The sequence below is a fragment of the Aliiroseovarius salicola genome, assembly GCF_027891095.1.
In the GTDB taxonomy this organism is placed as follows: Bacteria; Pseudomonadota; Alphaproteobacteria; order Rhodobacterales; family Rhodobacteraceae; genus Aliiroseovarius; species Aliiroseovarius salicola.
On sequence record NZ_JAQIIO010000008.1, the window covers coordinates 38,609 to 57,238 of the forward strand.

Below are 18,630 nucleotides of genomic sequence, written 5' to 3' on the forward strand. Positions count from 1 at the left end.
AGAGGCCCAAAGCCGATGGCGATTTTTCGCAGTTCTGACAAGATTATATTCTTCGCCCATGTGCCGCGTTGTGCTGGCACATCGGTCGAAGCCCATGTCAGAAAGCGCTTTGGGCCACCAGCCTTTCTCGACACGAGATACCGTCGCAACAAGGCGAAATGGACCGTCACTTCGCCAAACCATGTGCACCTCGACGCGTTGAAGCAGCTGTTCCCCAGCGGTTTCTTTGATCATGTATTTGCCGTGGTTCGCCACCCGGAAGACCGACTTCGCAGTGCTTTTCTGTTTCAGCGTGATGTCGAAAAGACCATTGATTCGGAAACTGATTTTGATCGGTTTCTAGATCGCTTGCAGCGCCCAAGGTTTAGAAATCGCCCCAAATTCGATAATCATTTCCGACCTCAATCTGAACTTGTACCAGAAGATGCAAAAACCTTTGCCTTCGAAGACGGGATCGAAACGGTTTTGAAGCATATCGACAACTTGGCCGGTGTTGAAGCTCTGCATATGGATATCCCGCACAGACTGCCAACAAATACAAAGTTGGCTGCACTCACCGACGCACAAATCGCAAAAATCCATCAAATTTACGCGGTCGATTATCAACGCTTTGGCTATGTTCCAGGCGGTGGCCGCGTGCCAGCTTCCCAAGATGAAGCCAAAAATACTATCGGTGAAACCATCAACCTTGCCATCAAAACCTCAGTCGGTCTGGTTCGAAATCGCGAGAAATGGGGCGATTGGCACTATGCAAAAAGCCTTGCCGATGCATTAACCCCTTTGGGATACAATGTCCGAATTGACTGCAAACCCCAATGGCAACGCGCGCCTGAGTTTGCGGATGTCGATCTGGTTCTGCGCGGTAGCGGCATTTACAAGGCAGATGCCAACAAAGCACACATGATATGGGTGCTTTACCCTGGGCGCAAACCCTCAGCTGAAAAAGCTCTGCTTGAAGAAATGGATCACGCCGATCATGTTGCGGTATCTTCGCCAGCTATACACAGGCAATTGACGAAAAACTCAGACTTATCTCCAAAAGTCAGTCTTATGCTACAGGCATTTGATGAGAAATCGATGTGGCCATCTGATGGGGACCGGCATGGAGTCGTCTTTGTTGGCAACAATCATCAAAAGCGGCTTGGGCATCCATTAAGACCTATTGTCAAAATGGCCTTGGACGCGGAGTGTTCTCCGTGCATCTACGGACCCGGCTATGAAAATACGAATGCCGCCCCCTTCGTGAAAAGCGATTTCGTCGCGAATACCGAATTGGGCAATCTGTATCGCTCGGCTCAAGCCGTTCTATGCGACCATATCCCTGTCATGAGGGATGACGGATATCTGTCAAACCGCATATTCGACGCGTTGGCCTGTGGGGCTCCTGTCATCTGTGACGATGTCACAGACTTACCCGACGAGTTCCGCAACCACGTATTCCCCTGCAAATCCATTGAAGATTTCGGGGCAGCACTCACACAAATCGAAAATGAAACCGACGATGACCGCAAATCCCGTCAGGACTTTGCGAGAACCGAAATGATGAAACACACTTTCAGCGCCCGAGCAAAGCAGATCGATGAGACGATCCGCTCCGTTCTGCAACGCGCCAAAAAATCCGCTTAAGGAGGACGCCAGATGGTACAATTCAAGCTCCCCAAGAACTCGACCGTTCGCGTCGGCAAGACCTGGCCCAAGCCGGAAGGTGCCAGCAACGTCCGTAAGTTCCAGATTTATCGCTGGAACCCGGATGATGGCGAAAACCCGCGGGTGGACAGCTATTTCGTCAATATGGACGAATGCGGCCCGATGATTCTGGACGCTCTGATCAAGATCAAGAACGAGATTGATCCCACCCTGACCTTCCGCCGTTCGTGTCGTGAGGGGATCTGTGGATCCTGCGCGATGAACATCGACGGGATCAACACGCTGGCCTGTATTTACGGGATGGATGAGATCAAAGGTGACGTGAAGATCTATCCGCTGCCGCATATGCCGGTGGTGAAAGACCTGATCCCGGATCTGACCCATTTCTACGCCCAGCACGCGTCGATCATGCCGTGGCTTGAGACCAAGACCAACCGCCCGGCAAAAGAGTGGAAGCAGTCGATTGAAGACCGCAAGAAACTTGATGGTCTCTATGAATGCGTGATGTGCGCCAGCTGCTCGACCTCTTGCCCGAGCTACTGGTGGAATGGCGATCGCTACCTCGGCCCGGCCGCGCTGCTGCACGCCTATCGCTGGCTGATCGACAGCCGCGACGAGGCCACTGGCGAGCGTCTGGACAATCTGGAAGATCCGTTCAAGCTGTATCGCTGCCACACCATCATGAACTGTGCCAAGACCTGCCCGAAGGGGTTGAACCCGGCCAAGGCCATTGCCTCGATCAAGAAAATGATGGTGGAACGTCACCTGTAATCAGGGACAACACCAAGACACAAAAAGGCCGCCTTCGGGTGGCCTTTTTTCTTGTGATGGCTGAAAGTTCGGGAGAAGATGGGCGCGTCGCAGGACGCTTACGGTCATTGGGTTTGCAGATTATGTCAATCTGAGCACGCCGGATCAGGATGGGCATGAAATGTCGCTTGCGATCCTCGATTTTCTGGAAAAAGAAAGAAACCGGGTGCATCGAGAAAGCCTTTATACCTTGGTGGAAGAGGAAAAAAAGCTGGCGAAAAACCTGGCGCGTCCAAATCAACTGGTGGGGAGAACTTCGGATTTGTGTGCCAGAAAAGATGTACCCTGATCGGCTTGTACTTAGAAAAGGTTCAGAGCTTCTGGATTACGACACCAGCGACGCGGGGCGGGTCGTAAGTCAGGCATTCCGTGATCTGGTCGAAGACTATGATGGCACGCCGTAGGCCACCCATTATTTCATGTGCATTCTGCGGCCCATCAATGCGATCCGTACCGAAGGCAGTGATTTGCGGCTGGTGGGATTGAACAGTTCTCGCGGTGATCTGGCATCACTTCAAGTCAGCTCCAACTCAAAGTTTACAGTGCATGCGGATCGGAACAAAGGGTTCGGAGCCTGGAGAGAAAAGAGATCAAGGCAACACTCCTTTTTTCGAAAGCCTTGTGAAAGCGATTGCAGGCGGCGGATTAACCGGATATTTCACCACACTGCTTGCAAAGAAACTCGGCCTCAAGGACGGGCAGCGGGCGGCGTAGATTACCCGCTCCAAGGCACGGGACCACCTGACCACCAGTCGCGCCTTCATCGCGGTGGAGGACATCACTCCCGACACCCTCACTGGCGCCTATGACATGGTCCATATGTTCACCGATGACCGCACCACGTTTGAAACCGCATTGCCCCATTTGATCGCCGCCCTCGATAAAGATGGCATGATCTGGATCTCATGGCCCCAAAAGGCGTCTAAAGTCCCCACCGATATAACCGAAGACGTGATCCGCGATGCGGCTCTCAAAACCACACTTGTTGATGTCAAAGTCTGCGCCGTGGATGATATCTGGTCCGGCCTCAAACTCGTCATCCGCAAGGAACACCGCGCCGCCCACCGCGTGCCCTGAGCCTTTTTTCTTGCCCAAAATACCTCCGCCGGAGGCAAGGCTCACGCAGTGAGCCCCCCCCAAACCTATCGACCGAAGGGAGAAAAGGCGCGGGAATGTGCCCCGCGGCATTCAATCTCGCGCTCTAAGCACCCGCGCAGGGCGCACTGACAATGGGCGCCACGCGTAGAACAGCCCCGCGAGGATCGTGGCGATGATCCCCCCTGTGACAATGGCAGCGGCCGAGACAGGTTCAAAAGCAAAATCGTTTTCCATGATGTAATGGGTCACCGCCCAGCCGGCGATACCACCAGCGATCACGGCCACAACCCCTGCGGCGGCTCCGAGAACGGCGGATCTCAGGGCGAAATTCAGCAAGATTTCCGCGCGTGTTGCACCAAGTGTCTTGAGAACAGCTGCCTCATAGGTCCGCGCCCGTTCGCCCGCCGCCGCAGCTCCGATCAGAACCACAAATCCGGTGATCAACGTGGCAAGCGCCCCATAGGTCACTGCAGCCGCCACCTGTCCCATGATTTCCGTCACCCGCGATATCGCATCCCGGACCGAAATAAGCGTAATATTGGGATAGGTTTTCCCAATGTCACGTAATATTGCCGCCTCTGCCGCGTGATCTGCATAGATCGTCGCAAGCCAGGTGTGAGGCGCACCAGCAAGTGCTGCCGGGTTCATGGTCAACACAAATCCCATGCCCGCCTGAGAAAAATCCACCTCACGCAGGCTGGTGATCTCGCCCGTAATATCCCGGCCGAGAATATTCATCGTGACCATATCTCCGATCCCGATCCCCATTTCCTCGGCCTCTTCTGCGGCAAAGGATATTTGCGGCGGCCCCTGATACTCTTCGGGCCACCATTCACCTGCAACCACATGGGTGCGCGTTGGTCGGTCTGAATAGGTCAAGGCCCGATCACCCTGCACAACCCAGTGATTGCCCGCAACCTCGCGCGCTGGCCGATCATTGATGCGGGTCATCACGCCGCGCAACATCGGTGCCGTATCGACACGCGACACCCCGTCGTCCCCGTCAAGCCTCGCCAACACACCCTCGATCTGATCCGGTTGAATGTCGACAACAAAAAAGCTTGGAGCCACTTCAGGCAATTCACGAGAAATCGCACCCCGCAGGTTGTTGTCGATCTGTCCCACAGCGGCAAGCACGGACAGGCCAAGCCCCAAAGACAGAACCACAGCGCCTGCCTCGCCCCCCGGCCCGCCAACGGCAGTCAACGCCATACGCAGGATTGGTCGCCCCTGTAGTCCACGCCGATGGCCGACCCATCGGGACAAACGCCGAACCCCGGATCCAGTCAGAAGCAGAGCGACAAAAGCCCCGGCAAGGCCAATGAATGTCCAAACCGCAAGCTCTGTCATTCCAGACAACCATGTCGCCGTACCAACCAAAATCATCAGAACCAAGACTGTAAGACCAATAAACACGGGTCTTGGCCGACGACCCTCTCCTAGTGCCGCATCGCGGAAAAGTGCGGCCGGTTGCACATCTTCGGTTTGTGCAAGCGGCCAGAGGGTGAATAAGAGCGAGGCCAATCCGCCGTAAAGCGCAGCCTCCGCCAGCGGACCGGGATAGATCGAGATTGCCGCATCTATCGGAAGGACACTTGCAATCAGTGGGGCAAGGGTCAGGGGAACCAAAGTTCCAAGAGTGATCCCTGCCGCCAGTCCAATAAACGTCAAAACCGCAACTTGTAGGAAATATGTAAGAAAGATGAGCTTTCTGGTAGCTCCAAGCGATCTTAAGATCGCAATTGTCTCGGTCTTACCATCCAGATAAGCCCGCACCGCCGCTGAAATACCGACCCCGCCAACCGCAAGTCCGGCCAATCCAACCAGCACAAGGAACGCAGACAGGCGTTCAATAAAGCGGCTGATGCCAGGGGCTCCATTGCGGGCGTCCTGCCAGCGTGCACCCTTTTCTTCAAGGACGCGCATCACCCGCTGTTTTTCTGCCCCAAGGTCCGTCCCATCCGATAGCCGCAGACGATATTCGCTGTCAAACAATGTGCCTTGCGACAATAGCCCCGTACCTTCCAGATCGTGTCGCGAAACCAAGGTTCGTGGACCGAGCCCAAAGCCCCCGGTGGCGTTGTCCGGTTCATTGACCAGCTCTGCCATCAGCACAAAGGCTGTTCCCCCGAGCTGGAACTCGTCGCCAATGGCCAGTCCCAGACGATCAATCAGAAGATCATCCATGACAGCTCCTGCGAGGTCATCCGTCCCGACGAAAGCCGCATCCAATGGGATAGGTGGGTCCAGCACGACTGACCCATAGAGCGGATATTGCCCATCCACCGCTTTAACCTGTGTGAGACCTCTCTCTTCCCCGACCACAGCCATTGACCGGAAGTCGGCGATGACCGACATGGCCTGGGCACTTTCAGCCAGAACAGCCTCTTCGTCGGCATCTCCAAAACGATAGGTGAAGGTCACAGAGGCATCACCACCCAGCAAGACCGCGCCCTGTGACGCAAGCCCTTGTTGCAGGCTTTCACGCACAGAGCCGATGGCCGCAATTGCTGCCACCCCAAGTGTCAGGCAAGCAAGGAAAATCCGAAAGCCGCGTAGCCCGCCGCGCATGTCGCGCCGCGCAATCCTCAGGGCCTGTCGTAAGGTGCCGCTCATGCCAGAACCCCGTCCTGGATTTGCAACACGCGGTCACAGCGGGCGGCAAGATCGGGTGCATGTGTGACCATGATCAACGTCGCCCCATGGCGGTCACGCAATCCAAAAAGGAGGTTCATGATCGCCTCGCCAGTGGCCACATCAAGATTGCCAGTGGGTTCATCCGCCAAAAGGATCTCGGGGCGCGGCGCGGCGGCGCGTGCAAGTGCTACACGTTGCTGCTCCCCCCCTGACATCTGACTGGGGTAATGATGCATTCGGAGCCCCAATCCAACCGCCTCCAATTCCTCTTCGGCACGCCCGAACGCATCCGCCATTCCAGCCAGTTCCAGAGGTGTCGCGACATTCTCCAATGCAGTCATGGTCGGAATGAGGTGGAAAGATTGAAACACAACCCCCATATGGTCCCTGCGGAAACGGGCCAATTGGTCCTCGCCCATCCGCCCTAGATCCTGACCCAGTGCGAAAACCGTGCCTCCTGTGGCCCGTTCCAATCCGCCCAGCAACATAAGGAGAGAGCTTTTGCCAGACCCCGACGGACCCGTCAGCCCAAGTGTCTCGCCCCTCTTGACGGTCAGATCAATGCCCTTGAGGATGTTGATCCGGCCCGCCTTGTTGCCCAAAGTCAACTGGGCATTGGTCAGGGATAGAACGTCACTCTGTGGATTATCGAACATAAGGCACCTACTGGGAGAAGTATAATGAGTTTCAAGGGATATGGGGTGTTCGCCGGGCAGCACAAGAGGGGCCACCTACGCAATTTGACCGGTTTTACCGCTGCTGTGCTGGGCGCTTTGTGCTGGCCAGCAATATCGCACGCAGAAGAACGAACCATTCTTGCCCTTGGTGATAGCCTGACAGCCGGATACGGGCTGAATCAAGGTGAAGGACTGGTCCCGCAGCTAGAAGGCTGGCTAAGAGAACAAGGCGCAGATGTTTCCGTCATCAATGCCGGCGTGTCTGGCGATACCACAGCGGGTGGCAAAGCTCGACTAGGCTGGTCTCTCAGCGATGACGTGGACATTGTTCTGGTCAATCTTGGTGGCAACGATATGCTCCGTGGTCTGCCCCCAACCGAGACCCACAAAAACCTGGATGCGATCCTGACCGAGCTGAACAAGCGCGCCTTACCCAGCATTCTCGTACGCGTGCCCGGATCATTGAATTTCGGACCCGCTGAGAAGAAAGCCTATGACGATGCATTCCCTGCACTGGCACAGAAGCATGGGAGTGCATTCATCCCGAATTTCTTTGGCGCATTGGAGGCCCTGAACGACAATCAAACTGCCATGCAGACGCTGATGCAACCGGACGGGCTTCACCCAACGGCCGAGGGGGTTGCCCTGATCGTGGAGGAGATTGGACCAGTCATCCTGCGGGCCACCATGAACGACCTTCAAGAAGATTCCGCACAATAGGTCCCCTCAGGACAGTTACACAGTTAGGCGCTGAAATGGCAATTTGGCGCCAAATGCTTTCACGCACCCGTCTTATTTGCAATTTGCGATTGCTCAACGGGATATTCGGCACCCACCTATCCTTATTGATAGGTATGCCTTAGTTCAGGCATGTGACAAAATTTCCAATACTTTAAAGATTTTGTCATAGTAACAGGCCTCATTGTGAACATTCTACTTGCGGCAGAAACTCCCACGCTGTCCAATCTCATATCTGCTACATTCTCCGAAGTGGCAGACCTGTCGGTAACGCATGTTTCAACCGCCACAGCCGCCCAAACCAAGTTGGATTCTGCACGGGGTCAGGCCCCAATTGCTCTTGTCGTGCTGGACTACGCCTTGCCCGGTCTATCGGGGTTGAATGGCGTTCGGCAACTTGCAAAACAACTGCCAAACACACCGATGGTGCTCGTTTTGCGAGGGGGCACGCTGGAGCTGTCTCAGCGCGCACATCGTGCTGGGGCAAACGGGGTCGTTGCACAAAACCTGCTGCCAGATGATATGAGCAACGCATTGAAGATTGCGCGCAGTGGCCTATTTGTATCGGTGTTTGCCGATGAGCTGACCTCTGCAGACAAAGATGCTCTGACCCAATTGTCGGATCGTGAGATGCAAGTCTTAAAAGGCCTGTGTACAGGAATGCAGAACAAGGAAATTGCCCACACGTTCTCCATTCAGGAAGTGACCGTCAAAATGCACATGCGATCCATCGTGGGCAAACTGGGGGCAAAAAACCGGACCCATGCTGCGTTGATTGCACGCGATCTGGGGCTGGCGTAACGGGTCACTCTTCCGGCGGCTGATCGTCCCACCGATCCGACAGAATCCTCTGACTGTTGCCATCCGGGTCGTCGTATTGCTCGTTCTTCAGTGTCCAGAAAAACGCCGCAAGCCCTGCCGCGCCCAAAAGCAGGGAGATCGGGATCAGATAGACCAGAACATTCATGACATCAGCCTTTCTTCAGGCGCAGTGCATTCACGCTGACTGTAATCGAAGACAGCGACATGGCCAAGGCGGCGGCAAGCGGCGTTGCAAGGCCGATCAAGGCAATCGGAATGGCCACAGCGTTGTAAGCCGCTGCAATGCCGAAGTTTTCCTTGATCCGCCGGGTGGCCGATTTCGCAAGCACCGTCGAGCGCCCCAGCGGCTCCATTGACTGGCCCAGCAGCACAATATCTGACACCACCCGTGCAGCTTCCAGCGCGGATGCTGGTGAGATTGACACATGGGCCGCGGCCAGTGCGGCGGTATCGTTCAGCCCGTCACCCACCATCAGAACCTTCTTGCCCGACTTGCCCAGACGCGCCACATATTCAGCCTTGTCTTCCGGCAGCTTGTCGGCATGCCAGTCGGAAATGCCCACACGACCCGCCAGTTCTCCGACTGCGGCGGGCACGTCACCCGAGACAAGCGTGATCCCCATGCCCTGCGCGGTCAACGCGACAATCGCCTCTTCCACGCCTTCGCGCAGATTGTCAGAAAAGGTAAAGGCCACCGGGCGGGCGCCCGAAACCGACAGATAGGTGGCAGTTTGTCCGACGGCATTGGCACCCAGCCATTCTGCGCGCCCAAGGCGCACGGTTTTTTCGCCCCATTTGCCTTCGATGCCTTTGCCCGGCACCTCATACACTTTGGTGATTTCGGCGGGGGTGATCCCTTTGGCACGGGCCGCCTGTGTCAGCGAAGCGGCAAGCGGATGGCTAGAGCCTTCTGCCAGCGCAAGCGCGACCCGAAGATCCTGATCACGATGCTTGTCGATCCCATCCATCACCGGCTTGCCCTGCGTGAGCGTCCCGGTTTTGTCGAATACCACATGATCCACTTCAGCTAGGCGTTCCATTGCGGTCGCGGATTTCAGAAGCATCCCTTGCTTGAAAAGGGTACCTGATGCCGCAGTCGTCACGGCAGGCACAGCGAGGCCCAGAGCGCAGGGGCATGTGATGATCAACGTCGCCACCGCAATATTCATGGCCATACGCCAATCACCGCCTGAATACCAAACCCAGAATAGGAAGGCGGCAAAAGCCAGAATATGCACCACAGGCGCGTAGATGGCAGCGGCCTTGTCAGCAAGGGATGTATAGCGGTTGCGCGCCGTTTCCGCGATGGCAACCAGATCTGCCATGCGATGCAGCGAACTGTCCTTTCCCGCCGCCGTCACCCGCACGGTAAGCGGGCCGGTCAGGTTAACTTCGCCAGTCGAAACGATCGTATCCGGTCCGGCTGCAACCGGCAGGCTTTCTCCGGTCAGAAGGGCGCGATCAAGCTCGCTTTCACCTGTCAGAACAATCCCATCGACGGGCACACGGGAACCGGGCACCACACGCACGATGTCACCGGGGGTAAGATCGGACACGGCCACCTGCTCATCACCTGCATCCGTAACCCGGGCAGCTCGTGGAACTTCGAGGGCTGCAAGCTCCTCCGCCGCAGAGCGCGCAACAGAACGGGTACGATAGTCAAGGTAACGCCCTGCCAGCAGGAAGAAGGTCAGCGACAACGCCGCATCGAAATAAGCATGTCGACCTGACAGCATCGTTTCGTATATCGACATCGCCACAGCCAGAATGATCGCCAGCGAAATTGGCACATCCATGTTAAGCCGCCCGACCCGCAACGCGGACCACGCTGAGCGGAAGAAGACCTGGCTTGAGAAAGCCACGGTCGGGATCGCGATGGCAGCGGAAATCCAATGGAACAGATCACGTGTGGCATCAGACGCGCCTGACCAGACGGCAACACTCAGGAGCATCACGTTCATCATGGCAAAACCCGCCACGCCCAATCGCATCAACAAGTCTTTGCCCTGCTTGTCGGTGGCCGTGGAACGGAGTTGGCTGGGGTCAAGTTCGTAAGCTTCGAAACCGATACCCGTCAGATAGGCGGCCAGATCCTCGGCCTCGATCTCGGGGTCAGCCTCGACCGTGGCGCGTTTCAGGGTCAGGTTCACCCTTGCCTGACGCACGCCGGTTTGGGTCGCCAAACCTGCCTCAACCCCTGCGATACAGGCTGCGCAATAGATTTGCGGAAGGGACAGCAAAATGCGCTTTGCTTCCATCCCATTGCCCGCTTGCCCCTTGCCCGCTTGCGCATTAGCAAGAGGGGCGGCATCACAGGCTGGGCAGGCAGAAATTGGCGTGGACATATCGGACCTCAATCAGCTCTGCCGTCAATTCCGGGCAATGTAGATGGGAATGCGTTGCTGGAAGGCAGTCCCGTCCATTGCCTGAATATTCACCCGCAGGTTCCAGTTTCCGAAATCTAACTGACCGACATTTGCGCGGTAATCACCTGTAGCAGACTGGCTGAATGCGGGCTCCTGATCATCCTTCACATGCGTTGCACGGCCAAAAATCGCATAAATCGACTTCACCTCGACTGGGATGCCATCTGCGTCTCGGATCCCGAGCACGAGAGTTTCTCCATCCACCTTGGCCTCAACATCCCAACCCAACCCCACTTGAGCCGATTTCAGCTGATCAAACTGCTGACTGGCCACATAGGAGTTGTCGGTCTCAAGCCCGGGAAACGTCCCGATTGCCGAATAGGCCATGAACAGGTTGACCCCGATGATCAGGGCAAACGCCGATACGGTGATCGCCAGCACATGCTTGCCGGTGAGTTCGAATTCTTTCTTTTCCGTCTTGTCACTCATCTGTTCGCGCCTTTTCAGAGTGTGCTGGGCGTCCCCTTAGGAGCCCCCAGCGAGTTTCTATCATGTTCCGGGCCACAATGCCCGGCAATGTCGACCGCTTACTTTCCGCGCCCGTTAAACACTGTATCCAAGTGAGCCCGGTCACCGGTCACACCATCCACGATCCACAGACGGATCTCGGTGCGATCCTTGCGGGCCGCTTCCGATCCCGGAGGGGCCACCACATAGACCCGTTGCTTGGCTTCGGTGTCGGGTTCCGCTACGACCACAAGTTTGTCCGAACCTTCCAATTCGATCTTCAGATCTGAGCCGAGCGGCAGAGCGAAATAATAAGGCCATTCCTCTCCGTGACGGTTGCGCACGCCTACGTCGTAGGTGTTGCGAATAGCGCCGTCGGACAGGGTCACATAGGTTGGATTGCGCACCGGGCGAATGGTCACATCCACTGCGGGACGCACAAAAAGTGCTACAGTCAAGCCAACTCCCACCAAAGCCCAGAGCGAGGTATAGAGAATAGTGCGCGGACGCAGGAGGTGCTTCATGACCGGGACCTTGGCATGTCCCGCCCGTTCTTTCGCCTCGTCTTTCCAAGCAAGATAATCGATCAGGCCGCGATCCTTACCAACCTTGTCCATCATTTCGTCACAGGCATCGATGCAGAGGCCGCAGGTGATGCATTCCATCTGCTGACCATCGCGAATGTCGATTCCCATCGGGCAGACATTCACACAGGCATTACAGTCGATACAGTCGCCAAGGTCGTCCCGCTGTTTTCCCCTACCACGTGGTTCGCCGCGCCAATCGCGATAGGCGATGGTAATCGTGTCCTCGTCCATCATCGCGGCTTGAATACGCGGCCATGGGCAGGCGTAAATGCACACCTGCTCGCGGGCGATCCCGCCAAAGAAGAAGGTCGTCGCTGTCAAAACCAGAACCGTGGAATAGGCCATCGGATGGGCCTGACCGATGACTAGATCCATCAGCAGCGTTGGAGCATCGGCAAAATAGAATACCCAGGCACCACCGGTCGCCACAGCGATCAAGGTCCACAACACGAATTTCACCAGACGTTTACGGAGTTTCTCACCGTTCCACTTCTGGCGATGAAGACGCAGGCGCGCATTGCGATCGCCTTCTACCCAACGCTCCACAAGAATGAAGAGGTCGGTCCATACGGTCTGTGGACAGGCATAGCCGCACCAGACACGCCCGGCAGCAGACGTGAACAGGAACAGACCAAGCCCCGCCATGATCAGCAGACCGGCGATAAAGTAAAACTCGTGCGGCCAGATCTCGATCCAGAAGAAGAAGAAGCGGCGGTTCGCCATATCCACCAGAATAGCCTGATCCGGCAGATTGGGACCACGGTCCCAGCGAATCCATGGAGCGAAATAATAAATCCCAAGGGTGACCGCCATGATCCACCATTTGAGGCTGCGGAAAAATCCTTTCACCCTTTTCGGGAAAACTGGTTCACGTGGGGCGTAGAGCTGTTCCGGTGTATCTGACATCGACAGGGTCCTGTCCTGAAAATCGTGCTTTCTGTGATTAAGAATTATTCCACATCCGAACCTTGATGTGGATCAAGATTTTTGGAATTCCTTCACGCGTTCATCTATATAAGCAATTGTATTTACTATATATTACAAAATGTCGCGGTGCCAACTCGTCGCAGCCAGTCAAAAGGCCGCACCCTGAAACGATCAATCAAACAACATATCATGGTGGTCCACCGCAATTTTCTCATTCGCCATGTCTGTTTGATGATGAACCGAACAACACGCGCTCGGATATCAACCGCTGTCAGCCCAAAGCGCCCCAGACAAGCCCCCACAAAGGAAAAGGCCCGGACCGATGGTCCGGACCTTTCTATATGAAGGCACCGATCCCGGAGAAACGCGCGAACAGGATCAGGGATCGGTGCCATACCGGGGAGTGAGGCCCCGGATCTCGAACTGGCCGATGGCTTTTATTCGCCACCGCCCAGCTGATGAATATAAGCCGCAACAGCATTGATCTGTGCATCGGTCAGCTTGCCTTTCCAGGCAGGCATTACGCCCTTCGGACCAACTGCAACGCTATGTGCGATGTCTTCTTCGCTGCTGCCATAAAGCCAGATCGCGTCAGCCAGGTTCGGCGCACCCTGTGCGCGATCCCCGGTGCCGTCTTCGGCATGGCAGGACGAGCAGTTGTCTTCAAACACCACGGCACCAGCATCAGCCAGAGAGGCGTCTGCATCTGCTTTGGTAGCGGGCGACAGGCTCATTACATAATTCACGACCTGACTGATTTCCTCGTCCGAGAGGTAATCGTCACCAAAGGCAGGCATTTCCGAGAAACGGGTATCGTCCTCGAAGTCCGCAGCACGGATGCCATATTGCACAGTGGTCTGGATCTCTTCGATCGCACCACCCCACAGCCAGTCATTGTCCAGAAGGTTCGGATAGCCCGATTCCTCTTTGATGCCGTTGGCACCGGCACCGTGACATTGCGAGCAGAAGGTCGCAAAGGTCGCGCTGCCCGACTGAATGGCATAGTTGTGCAAGTCCGAACCGCGCTCGAGCGTGGTCAGATCCGCGGCAGCCAGCTGGGTTTCCAATTCGGCGTTCATGTCCTTGAAGCGCTGAATTTCGTCGGCAACTTCACCACGGGTCGAATACCCCAGATAACCAGCGGTGGCACCTTTCACCAGCGGCCAGGCCGGATAGGCGATGGTGTACCAGAGACCCCAGATGATGGTGGCATAGAAGATCCAGACCCACCACCGCGGCAGGGGGTTGTTGAACTCCTGAATGCCATCCCATTCATGGCCGGTCGTTTCGACCTCTTTCTTCTCTACAGGTTTTTTACTCATTTGCCGCAACTCCTTGAGCTGAGCGCCGGAAACTGAACCAAGGGATCAGTCCCGGTCACCGGCAGGTTTGTCTTCGTGGCGGAAGGGGATGTTCGCGATGTCGTCATGCACCTTCTTCGAACCGGGGCGGAATGCAAAGATTGCAGCCCCGATGAAAAACACGAACATCGCGATCAGGAACCAGCTGTCTGCGAAAGCTCGCATAATGCTATAAGTGTCCATCATCCCTACTCCTTACCGGCTTGCGTCAGGCGTGAAGGTCGAGAAGTCGACCAGAGTGCCCAACATCTGCATGTAAGCGATCAGAGCGTCCATTTCGGACACGCCCGGCGTGCCATCGAAGTTGCGCGCTTGCGCCTTCGGATAGCGTGCCAACAGGGCGTCGACGTCCGAATTGTCACCGTCCGGATCTGCCTGGCTCAGCCAGTCAGCTTCGGCGTTGGCGATCTGCTCATCGGTGTAAGGCACACCAACGATCCGGTTCGTTTCCATCAGGTCACGAACGTATTTCGGCTCGATCATTTTGTCCGCCAGGAAGGCATACGGTGGCATCACCGATTCCGGCACAACCGATTGCGGGTCGATCAGGTGGTCTACATGCCACTCATCCGAATAGCGGCCACCCACGCGGGCCAGGTCAGGACCTGTCCGCTTGGAGCCCCACTGGAACGGGTGGTCATACTGGCTTTCAGCAGCCAGTGAATAGTGACCATAACGCTCCACCTCGTCACGCATCGGACGGATCATCTGCGAGTGGCAGACATAGCAGCCTTCGCGGATATAGATGTTCCGACCCTCAAGCTCGAGCGGTGAGTAGGGGCGCACGCCTTCCACATCCTCGATTGTGTTTTCGAGGTAGAAGAGCGGTGCGATCTCTACGATACCACCCACGGTGACAACCAGAAGGCTACCGACCAGAAGAAGCGTTGCGTTCTTTTCAATAACGCCGTGTTTGTCGAGAATTCCCATTGGTCCTTCCCTCCTTATTCAGCCGGTGCCGCTTGGGCGTCGCCTGCTGCTTCAGCAGCCGGTGCACGCTTAACGGTCATCCAGAGGTTGTAGCACATGATCAATGCACCAGAGAGGAACATCACACCACCCAGGCCACGCACCACATACATCGGGAACTTGGCGGCTACGGTGTCGGCGAACGAGTTCACCAGGAAGCCTTGCGCATCAACTTCGCGCCACATCAGGCCTTCGAGGATCCCAGTCACCCACATCGATGCGGCGTAGAGCACGATACCGATGGTGGCGAGCCAGAAGTGCCAGCTAACCAGTTTGTTGCTGTAAAGACCTGCGCGGCCCCACAGACGGGGAACGAGGAAGTAGAGCATCCCGAAGGTGATCATGCCGTTCCAACCAAGCGCACCGGAGTGCACGTGACCAATGGTCCAGTCGGTGTAGTGGCTGAGCGAGTTCACGGCGCGGATCGACATCATCGGACCTTCGAAGGTCGACATGCCATAGAAACCGATCGACACAACCATCATGCGGATCACCGGGTCGGTGCGCAGTTTGTCCCAAGCGCCTGACAGGGTCATCAGACCATTGATCATGCCACCCCACGAAGGCATCCACAGGATGACCGAGAAAACCATGCCAAGGGTCGACGCCCAATCCGGCAGTGCCGTGTAGTGCAGGTGGTGCGGACCAGCCCAGATATACAGGAAGATCAGCGCCCAGAAGTGGATGATCGACAGTTTGTATGAGAAGACCGGACGTTCAGCCTGTTTTGGAACGAAGTAGTACATCATGCCCAAGAAGCCCGCGGTCAGGAAGAAGCCCACGGCGTTGTGGCCATACCACCACTGTGTCATGGCGTCCTGCACACCAGCGAAGAGCTGAACCGATTTCGAACCGAAGATCGACACCGGAACCGACAGGTTGTTCACAACGTGCAGCATGGCGACGGTGACAATGAACGACAGCAGGAACCAGTTGGCCACGTAAATATGCGGCTCTTTCCGCTTCATCAACGTGCCCAAGAAGACCAGAAGGAATGCGACCCACACAACCGTCAGCCAGAGGTCTACATACCATTCTGGTTCAGCATATTCCTTGCCGTGCGTCGCACCCAACAGATAGCCGGTGGCCGCCAGAAGGATCACAATCTGGTATCCCCAGAACACAAACCAGCCCAGGTTCCCACCCCAGAGCCGCGCACCAGAGGTACGTTGCACGATATAGAAGGACGCCGTGATAAGTGCTGTCCCGCCAAAGGCAAAAATAACCGCTGAAGTGTGCAGCGGACGCAGACGTCCGAAATTCAAGTAACCTTCAGCCCAAGAAAAGTTGAGGCTCGGAAAGGCCAGCTGGAACGCGATGAACGTCCCCACCAGAAAACCAACGACACCCCAAAAGGCGGTCAGCGCGGCGCCCACACGCACGGGCCCATCCATATATCCTGTTTCAACGACTTTCGGTTCGCCCACTTTCTTAAGTGAGTAAACGAAAAGCCCTACCGCGATTAATGTCACCAAGATGGCGTGCACCTGGTACGCTACGTCGCGGGCATAGCTAGCGGCAATGGCGGCCAAAAGTGCAACAAGGCCGTACACCACCAATTTTAGGTAATCCCACATTATTCGTCCCTTCGTCATTGTCATACAACGCCCCCGCCCCCCCAAAATTGGGCTCGGAGACATTTTTCGACTGATGTCGGTTTGGACCTATCCCCTACGGCCTACCTTGATCCATGTCAAAACTGTCGCAGCACGCCGGATTTCCAGTGCCTTGACCCATGTCAATGCGTCGCACGCCCCCCAATGTGCAATCTGAAGTAAAGAATTCGGAGCGCCCCATGGATTACAAGACAATTACCACCGTCCTGACCGACAAAAGTCTTTGCAAATCAGCATTTAATGCCGCGCTGAACCTCGCTCAGGCCAGAGATGCCCACCTCAATGCAATCTGCCTTGGACTCGATCATTCACAGCAGGGTTTCTACTATGCCGGTGCCTCGGCAATGGTCATTCAGGACAATTTGGCGCAGGCCCGCGAAGCCGCCTTGGAAGTGGAAGACGGCATCAGAACCAAATTGTCAGGCGCGGTCTGCCCATGGTCTACATCAACCGTTACCGCACAGATGGTCGCCCTGAACGGCCTTATTGCGCACCACACACGGTTTTCCGATCTGGTTGTGCTGCCAAGACCATATGGCGAAGGGCGCGGCCACGAAATGGAAGCCATTGTTGAAGCTGCGCTGTTTGATGGCTCGGTTCCGATACTCGTCATGCCTGATGAGACCGAACTGGCAGACCCCATCAAGAACGTCGTTGTTGCGTGGAATGAAAGCACCGAAGCGCTGCGCGCCATCCGCCACGCAATGCCAATCTTGTCGCGCGCCGAGAATGTCTCGATTGCAATCATTGATCCTCCCACTCACGGGCCAGAGCGTTCGGACCCCGGTGGATTGCTCAGTCAGATGTTGGCCCGACATGGTGTGCGGGCTGAAGTTGCGGTGCTGGCAAAAACCATGCCGAGGATCTCAGACATTCTGAACCGCCATGCTCGCGACAAAGACGCAGATCTGATTGTCATGGGCGCTTACGGACATTCGCGTTTCCGCGAATCAATCCTTGGTGGTGCGACACGACACATGCTGGAAGTCTCGGAAAAACCTGTTTTTCTGACCCACTGAGGAGATGCAATACGCCCAACAAGAGGGCAAAGTGTTTGCATCAGGTCAGCGGTCCTCCGTCCACATCATCTCCGGTTTCAGCCAGAAGCACCTCGATATCCGGAATTATGACGTGACGCTTGCCCTCAAGTATGATGACCCCTGCTTTTTTCAGAGCCGATATCTGACGGCTGACAGTTTCCAGCGTCAGTCCAAGATAATCTGCCATTGCTTCCCGCGTCAGCGGCAGATCCAGGCTCATGCCTGAGGTGGGTGGCGTTTTGCCCAGAACCACATCCCGGCGCGCGAGGATCGCCAGAAGACTGGCAATCTTTTCACGCGCAGTCTTCCGCCCAAGCACCAGCATCCATTCGCGCGCGCTGTCCAGTTCGTCAAGCGTCATCTGCAATAGACGCGTGCCGATAGAGGGGGTCGAGGCCATCAACTCTTCAAACGGCTTCTTGCGGAAGCAACAAACAGTAAGATCGGAAACCGCCACCACGTCAAAAGGCGCCAAATCCCGACCGGGACGACCGATGAAATCCGATGGCAGGAGCAACCCAACCATTTGCGTGCGCCCATCCTCCATCGTCTGGCTCAGGGTCGCAATACCACTGACAACCGAAGCGACAAATTCCATATGGTCGCCTGCCCAAATCACTGGCTGCCCAGCCTCGTAGCTACGGTAGTATTTGATAGCGTCCAGCCGATCGAGTTCGTCCGGCTCACAGCGCGAGCAAACGGCACGATGGCGAATGGGGCAGGAGCCGCAATCGCGAGGGTTGAAGGCGGCGTCTTTTATAGCTGTGTTCATTTTAAAAATTTAACGGATCAATGATCCGCTTGATCCTGATCAAGGTTATGGTCGCG

At 56.0% G+C, this 18,630-nt stretch carries 19 protein-coding genes; 8 read left to right on the plus strand and 11 right to left on the minus strand.

What is annotated here, in order from left to right; translation table 11 throughout:
- Positions 1-15 precede the first annotated feature (15 nt).
- The 5 genes from O2N63_RS13855 to O2N63_RS13875 all read left to right on the plus strand — a co-directional run bounded on the left by O2N63_RS13855 (position 16) and on the right by O2N63_RS13875 (position 3,534).
- Complete coding sequence (locus O2N63_RS13855) at positions 16-1,626, plus strand: sulfotransferase family 2 domain-containing protein (protein ID WP_271054877.1); 1,611 nt, start codon at positions 16-18, stop codon at positions 1,624-1,626.
- A gap of 12 nt (positions 1,627-1,638) precedes the next feature.
- Complete coding sequence (locus O2N63_RS13860; RefSeq protein ID WP_271054878.1) at positions 1,639-2,418, plus strand: succinate dehydrogenase iron-sulfur subunit; 780 nt, start codon at positions 1,639-1,641, stop codon at positions 2,416-2,418.
- A 160-nt stretch (positions 2,419-2,578) separates the two neighbouring features.
- The gene (locus tag O2N63_RS13865) at positions 2,579-2,746 is read left to right on the plus strand and encodes a hypothetical protein (protein WP_271054879.1); all 168 of its coding nucleotides are present in this window, start codon (positions 2,579-2,581) and stop codon (positions 2,744-2,746) included.
- Entirely contained in the window at positions 2,736-2,861 is a 126-nt protein-coding gene (locus tag O2N63_RS13870) for a hypothetical protein (protein WP_271054880.1), read from the plus strand. The genes O2N63_RS13865 and O2N63_RS13870 overlap by 11 nt, the downstream gene beginning before the upstream one ends.
- 364 nt (positions 2,862-3,225) lie before the next feature.
- Complete coding sequence (locus O2N63_RS13875) at positions 3,226-3,534, plus strand: DUF3052 family protein (RefSeq protein WP_271054881.1); 309 nt, start codon at positions 3,226-3,228, stop codon at positions 3,532-3,534.
- 111 nt (positions 3,535-3,645) lie between these two features.
- On the opposite strand, the gene O2N63_RS13880 is transcribed toward O2N63_RS13875, so the two are convergent.
- Complete coding sequence (locus tag O2N63_RS13880; protein ID WP_271054882.1) at positions 3,646-6,171, minus strand: ABC transporter permease; 2,526 nt, start codon at positions 6,169-6,171, stop codon at positions 3,646-3,648.
- Entirely contained in the window at positions 6,168-6,848 is a 681-nt protein-coding gene (locus O2N63_RS13885) for an ABC transporter ATP-binding protein (RefSeq protein ID WP_271054883.1), read from the minus strand. The genes O2N63_RS13880 and O2N63_RS13885 overlap by 4 nt, the downstream gene beginning before the upstream one ends.
- 24 nt (positions 6,849-6,872) lie before the next feature.
- On the opposite strand from O2N63_RS13885, the gene O2N63_RS13890 reads away from it, so the two are divergent.
- Both O2N63_RS13890 and O2N63_RS13895 read left to right on the plus strand, forming a co-directional pair.
- The gene (locus tag O2N63_RS13890; protein WP_271054884.1) at positions 6,873-7,589 is read left to right on the plus strand and encodes an arylesterase; all 717 of its coding nucleotides are present in this window, start codon (positions 6,873-6,875) and stop codon (positions 7,587-7,589) included.
- Positions 7,590-7,793: 204 nt separating this feature from the next.
- The gene (locus O2N63_RS13895) at positions 7,794-8,408 is read left to right on the plus strand and encodes a response regulator transcription factor (protein WP_271054885.1); all 615 of its coding nucleotides are present in this window, start codon (positions 7,794-7,796) and stop codon (positions 8,406-8,408) included.
- 4 nt (positions 8,409-8,412) lie between these two features.
- Here the strand turns inward: O2N63_RS13895 and ccoS are convergent, their stop codons facing one another.
- The 8 genes from ccoS to ccoN all read right to left on the minus strand — a co-directional run bounded on the left by ccoS (position 8,413) and on the right by ccoN (position 16,723).
- Entirely contained in the window at positions 8,413-8,574 is a 162-nt protein-coding gene (ccoS, locus tag O2N63_RS13900) for a cbb3-type cytochrome oxidase assembly protein CcoS (protein ID WP_271054886.1), read from the minus strand.
- Between the two features lie 4 nt (positions 8,575-8,578).
- On the minus strand, positions 8,579-10,774 hold the full coding sequence (locus O2N63_RS13905) for a heavy metal translocating P-type ATPase (protein ID WP_271054887.1): 2,196 nt from the start codon (positions 10,772-10,774) through the stop codon (positions 8,579-8,581).
- 24 nt (positions 10,775-10,798) lie between these two features.
- Positions 10,799-11,284 (minus strand): FixH family protein, encoded by a 486-nt coding sequence (locus tag O2N63_RS13910; protein ID WP_271054888.1) that lies wholly within the window; start codon positions 11,282-11,284, stop codon positions 10,799-10,801.
- Between the two features lie 98 nt (positions 11,285-11,382).
- Entirely contained in the window at positions 11,383-12,795 is a 1,413-nt protein-coding gene (gene ccoG / locus O2N63_RS13915) for a cytochrome c oxidase accessory protein CcoG (RefSeq protein ID WP_271054889.1), read from the minus strand.
- Positions 12,796-13,253: 458 nt separating this feature from the next.
- Positions 13,254-14,138 carry a cytochrome-c oxidase, cbb3-type subunit III gene (gene ccoP / locus O2N63_RS13920; RefSeq protein WP_271054890.1) on the minus strand — a complete coding sequence of 295 codons (885 nt, stop codon included), beginning with the start codon at positions 14,136-14,138 and terminating at the stop codon, positions 13,254-13,256.
- A 45-nt stretch (positions 14,139-14,183) separates the two neighbouring features.
- On the minus strand, positions 14,184-14,363 hold the full coding sequence (locus tag O2N63_RS13925; protein ID WP_408629821.1) for a cbb3-type cytochrome c oxidase subunit 3: 180 nt from the start codon (positions 14,361-14,363) through the stop codon (positions 14,184-14,186).
- A gap of 9 nt (positions 14,364-14,372) precedes the next feature.
- Positions 14,373-15,107 (minus strand): cytochrome-c oxidase, cbb3-type subunit II, encoded by a 735-nt coding sequence (ccoO, locus tag O2N63_RS13930; protein WP_271054891.1) that lies wholly within the window; start codon positions 15,105-15,107, stop codon positions 14,373-14,375.
- 14 nt (positions 15,108-15,121) lie between these two features.
- Complete coding sequence (ccoN, locus tag O2N63_RS13935; protein WP_271054892.1) at positions 15,122-16,723, minus strand: cytochrome-c oxidase, cbb3-type subunit I; 1,602 nt, start codon at positions 16,721-16,723, stop codon at positions 15,122-15,124.
- 218 nt (positions 16,724-16,941) lie between these two features.
- Between ccoN and O2N63_RS13940 the strand changes: the two genes are divergently transcribed.
- Positions 16,942-17,781 carry a universal stress protein gene (locus O2N63_RS13940; protein WP_271054893.1) on the plus strand — a complete coding sequence of 280 codons (840 nt, stop codon included), beginning with the start codon at positions 16,942-16,944 and terminating at the stop codon, positions 17,779-17,781.
- Between the two features lie 40 nt (positions 17,782-17,821).
- Here the strand turns inward: O2N63_RS13940 and fnrL are convergent, their stop codons facing one another.
- A complete protein-coding gene (fnrL, locus tag O2N63_RS13945) occupies positions 17,822-18,574 on the minus strand; it encodes a transcriptional regulator FnrL (protein ID WP_271054894.1) in 753 nt (250 codons plus the stop codon).
- Between the last annotated feature and the right edge of the window lie 56 nt (positions 18,575-18,630).

Coding starts and splice junctions, on each gene's coding strand:
- ccoN (WP_271054892.1), bottom strand. CDS start 16,723: ATGTGGGATTACCTAAAATTGGTGGTGTACGGCCTTGTTGCACTTTTG.
- ccoO (WP_271054891.1), bottom strand. CDS start 15,107: ATGGGAATTCTCGACAAACACGGCGTTATTGAAAAGAACGCAACGCTT.
- O2N63_RS13855 (WP_271054877.1), top strand. CDS start 16: ATGGCGATTTTTCGCAGTTCTGACAAGATTATATTCTTCGCCCATGTG.
- ccoG (WP_271054889.1), bottom strand. CDS start 12,795: ATGTCAGATACACCGGAACAGCTCTACGCCCCACGTGAACCAGTTTTC.
- O2N63_RS13865 (WP_271054879.1), top strand. CDS start 2,579: ATGTCGCTTGCGATCCTCGATTTTCTGGAAAAAGAAAGAAACCGGGTG.
- O2N63_RS13860 (WP_271054878.1), top strand. CDS start 1,639: ATGGTACAATTCAAGCTCCCCAAGAACTCGACCGTTCGCGTCGGCAAG.
- ccoS (WP_271054886.1), bottom strand. CDS start 8,574: ATGAATGTTCTGGTCTATCTGATCCCGATCTCCCTGCTTTTGGGCGCG.
- O2N63_RS13925 (WP_408629821.1), bottom strand. CDS start 14,363: ATGATGGACACTTATAGCATTATGCGAGCTTTCGCAGACAGCTGGTTC.
- O2N63_RS13880 (WP_271054882.1), bottom strand. CDS start 6,171: ATGAGCGGCACCTTACGACAGGCCCTGAGGATTGCGCGGCGCGACATG.
- O2N63_RS13885 (WP_271054883.1), bottom strand. CDS start 6,848: ATGTTCGATAATCCACAGAGTGACGTTCTATCCCTGACCAATGCCCAG.
- O2N63_RS13940 (WP_271054893.1), top strand. CDS start 16,942: ATGGATTACAAGACAATTACCACCGTCCTGACCGACAAAAGTCTTTGC.
- ccoP (WP_271054890.1), bottom strand. CDS start 14,138: ATGAGTAAAAAACCTGTAGAGAAGAAAGAGGTCGAAACGACCGGCCAT.
- fnrL (WP_271054894.1), bottom strand. CDS start 18,574: ATGAACACAGCTATAAAAGACGCCGCCTTCAACCCTCGCGATTGCGGC.
- O2N63_RS13910 (WP_271054888.1), bottom strand. CDS start 11,284: ATGAGTGACAAGACGGAAAAGAAAGAATTCGAACTCACCGGCAAGCAT.
- O2N63_RS13905 (WP_271054887.1), bottom strand. CDS start 10,774: ATGTCCACGCCAATTTCTGCCTGCCCAGCCTGTGATGCCGCCCCTCTT.
- O2N63_RS13890 (WP_271054884.1), top strand. CDS start 6,873: ATGAGTTTCAAGGGATATGGGGTGTTCGCCGGGCAGCACAAGAGGGGC.
- O2N63_RS13870 (WP_271054880.1), top strand. CDS start 2,736: ATGTACCCTGATCGGCTTGTACTTAGAAAAGGTTCAGAGCTTCTGGAT.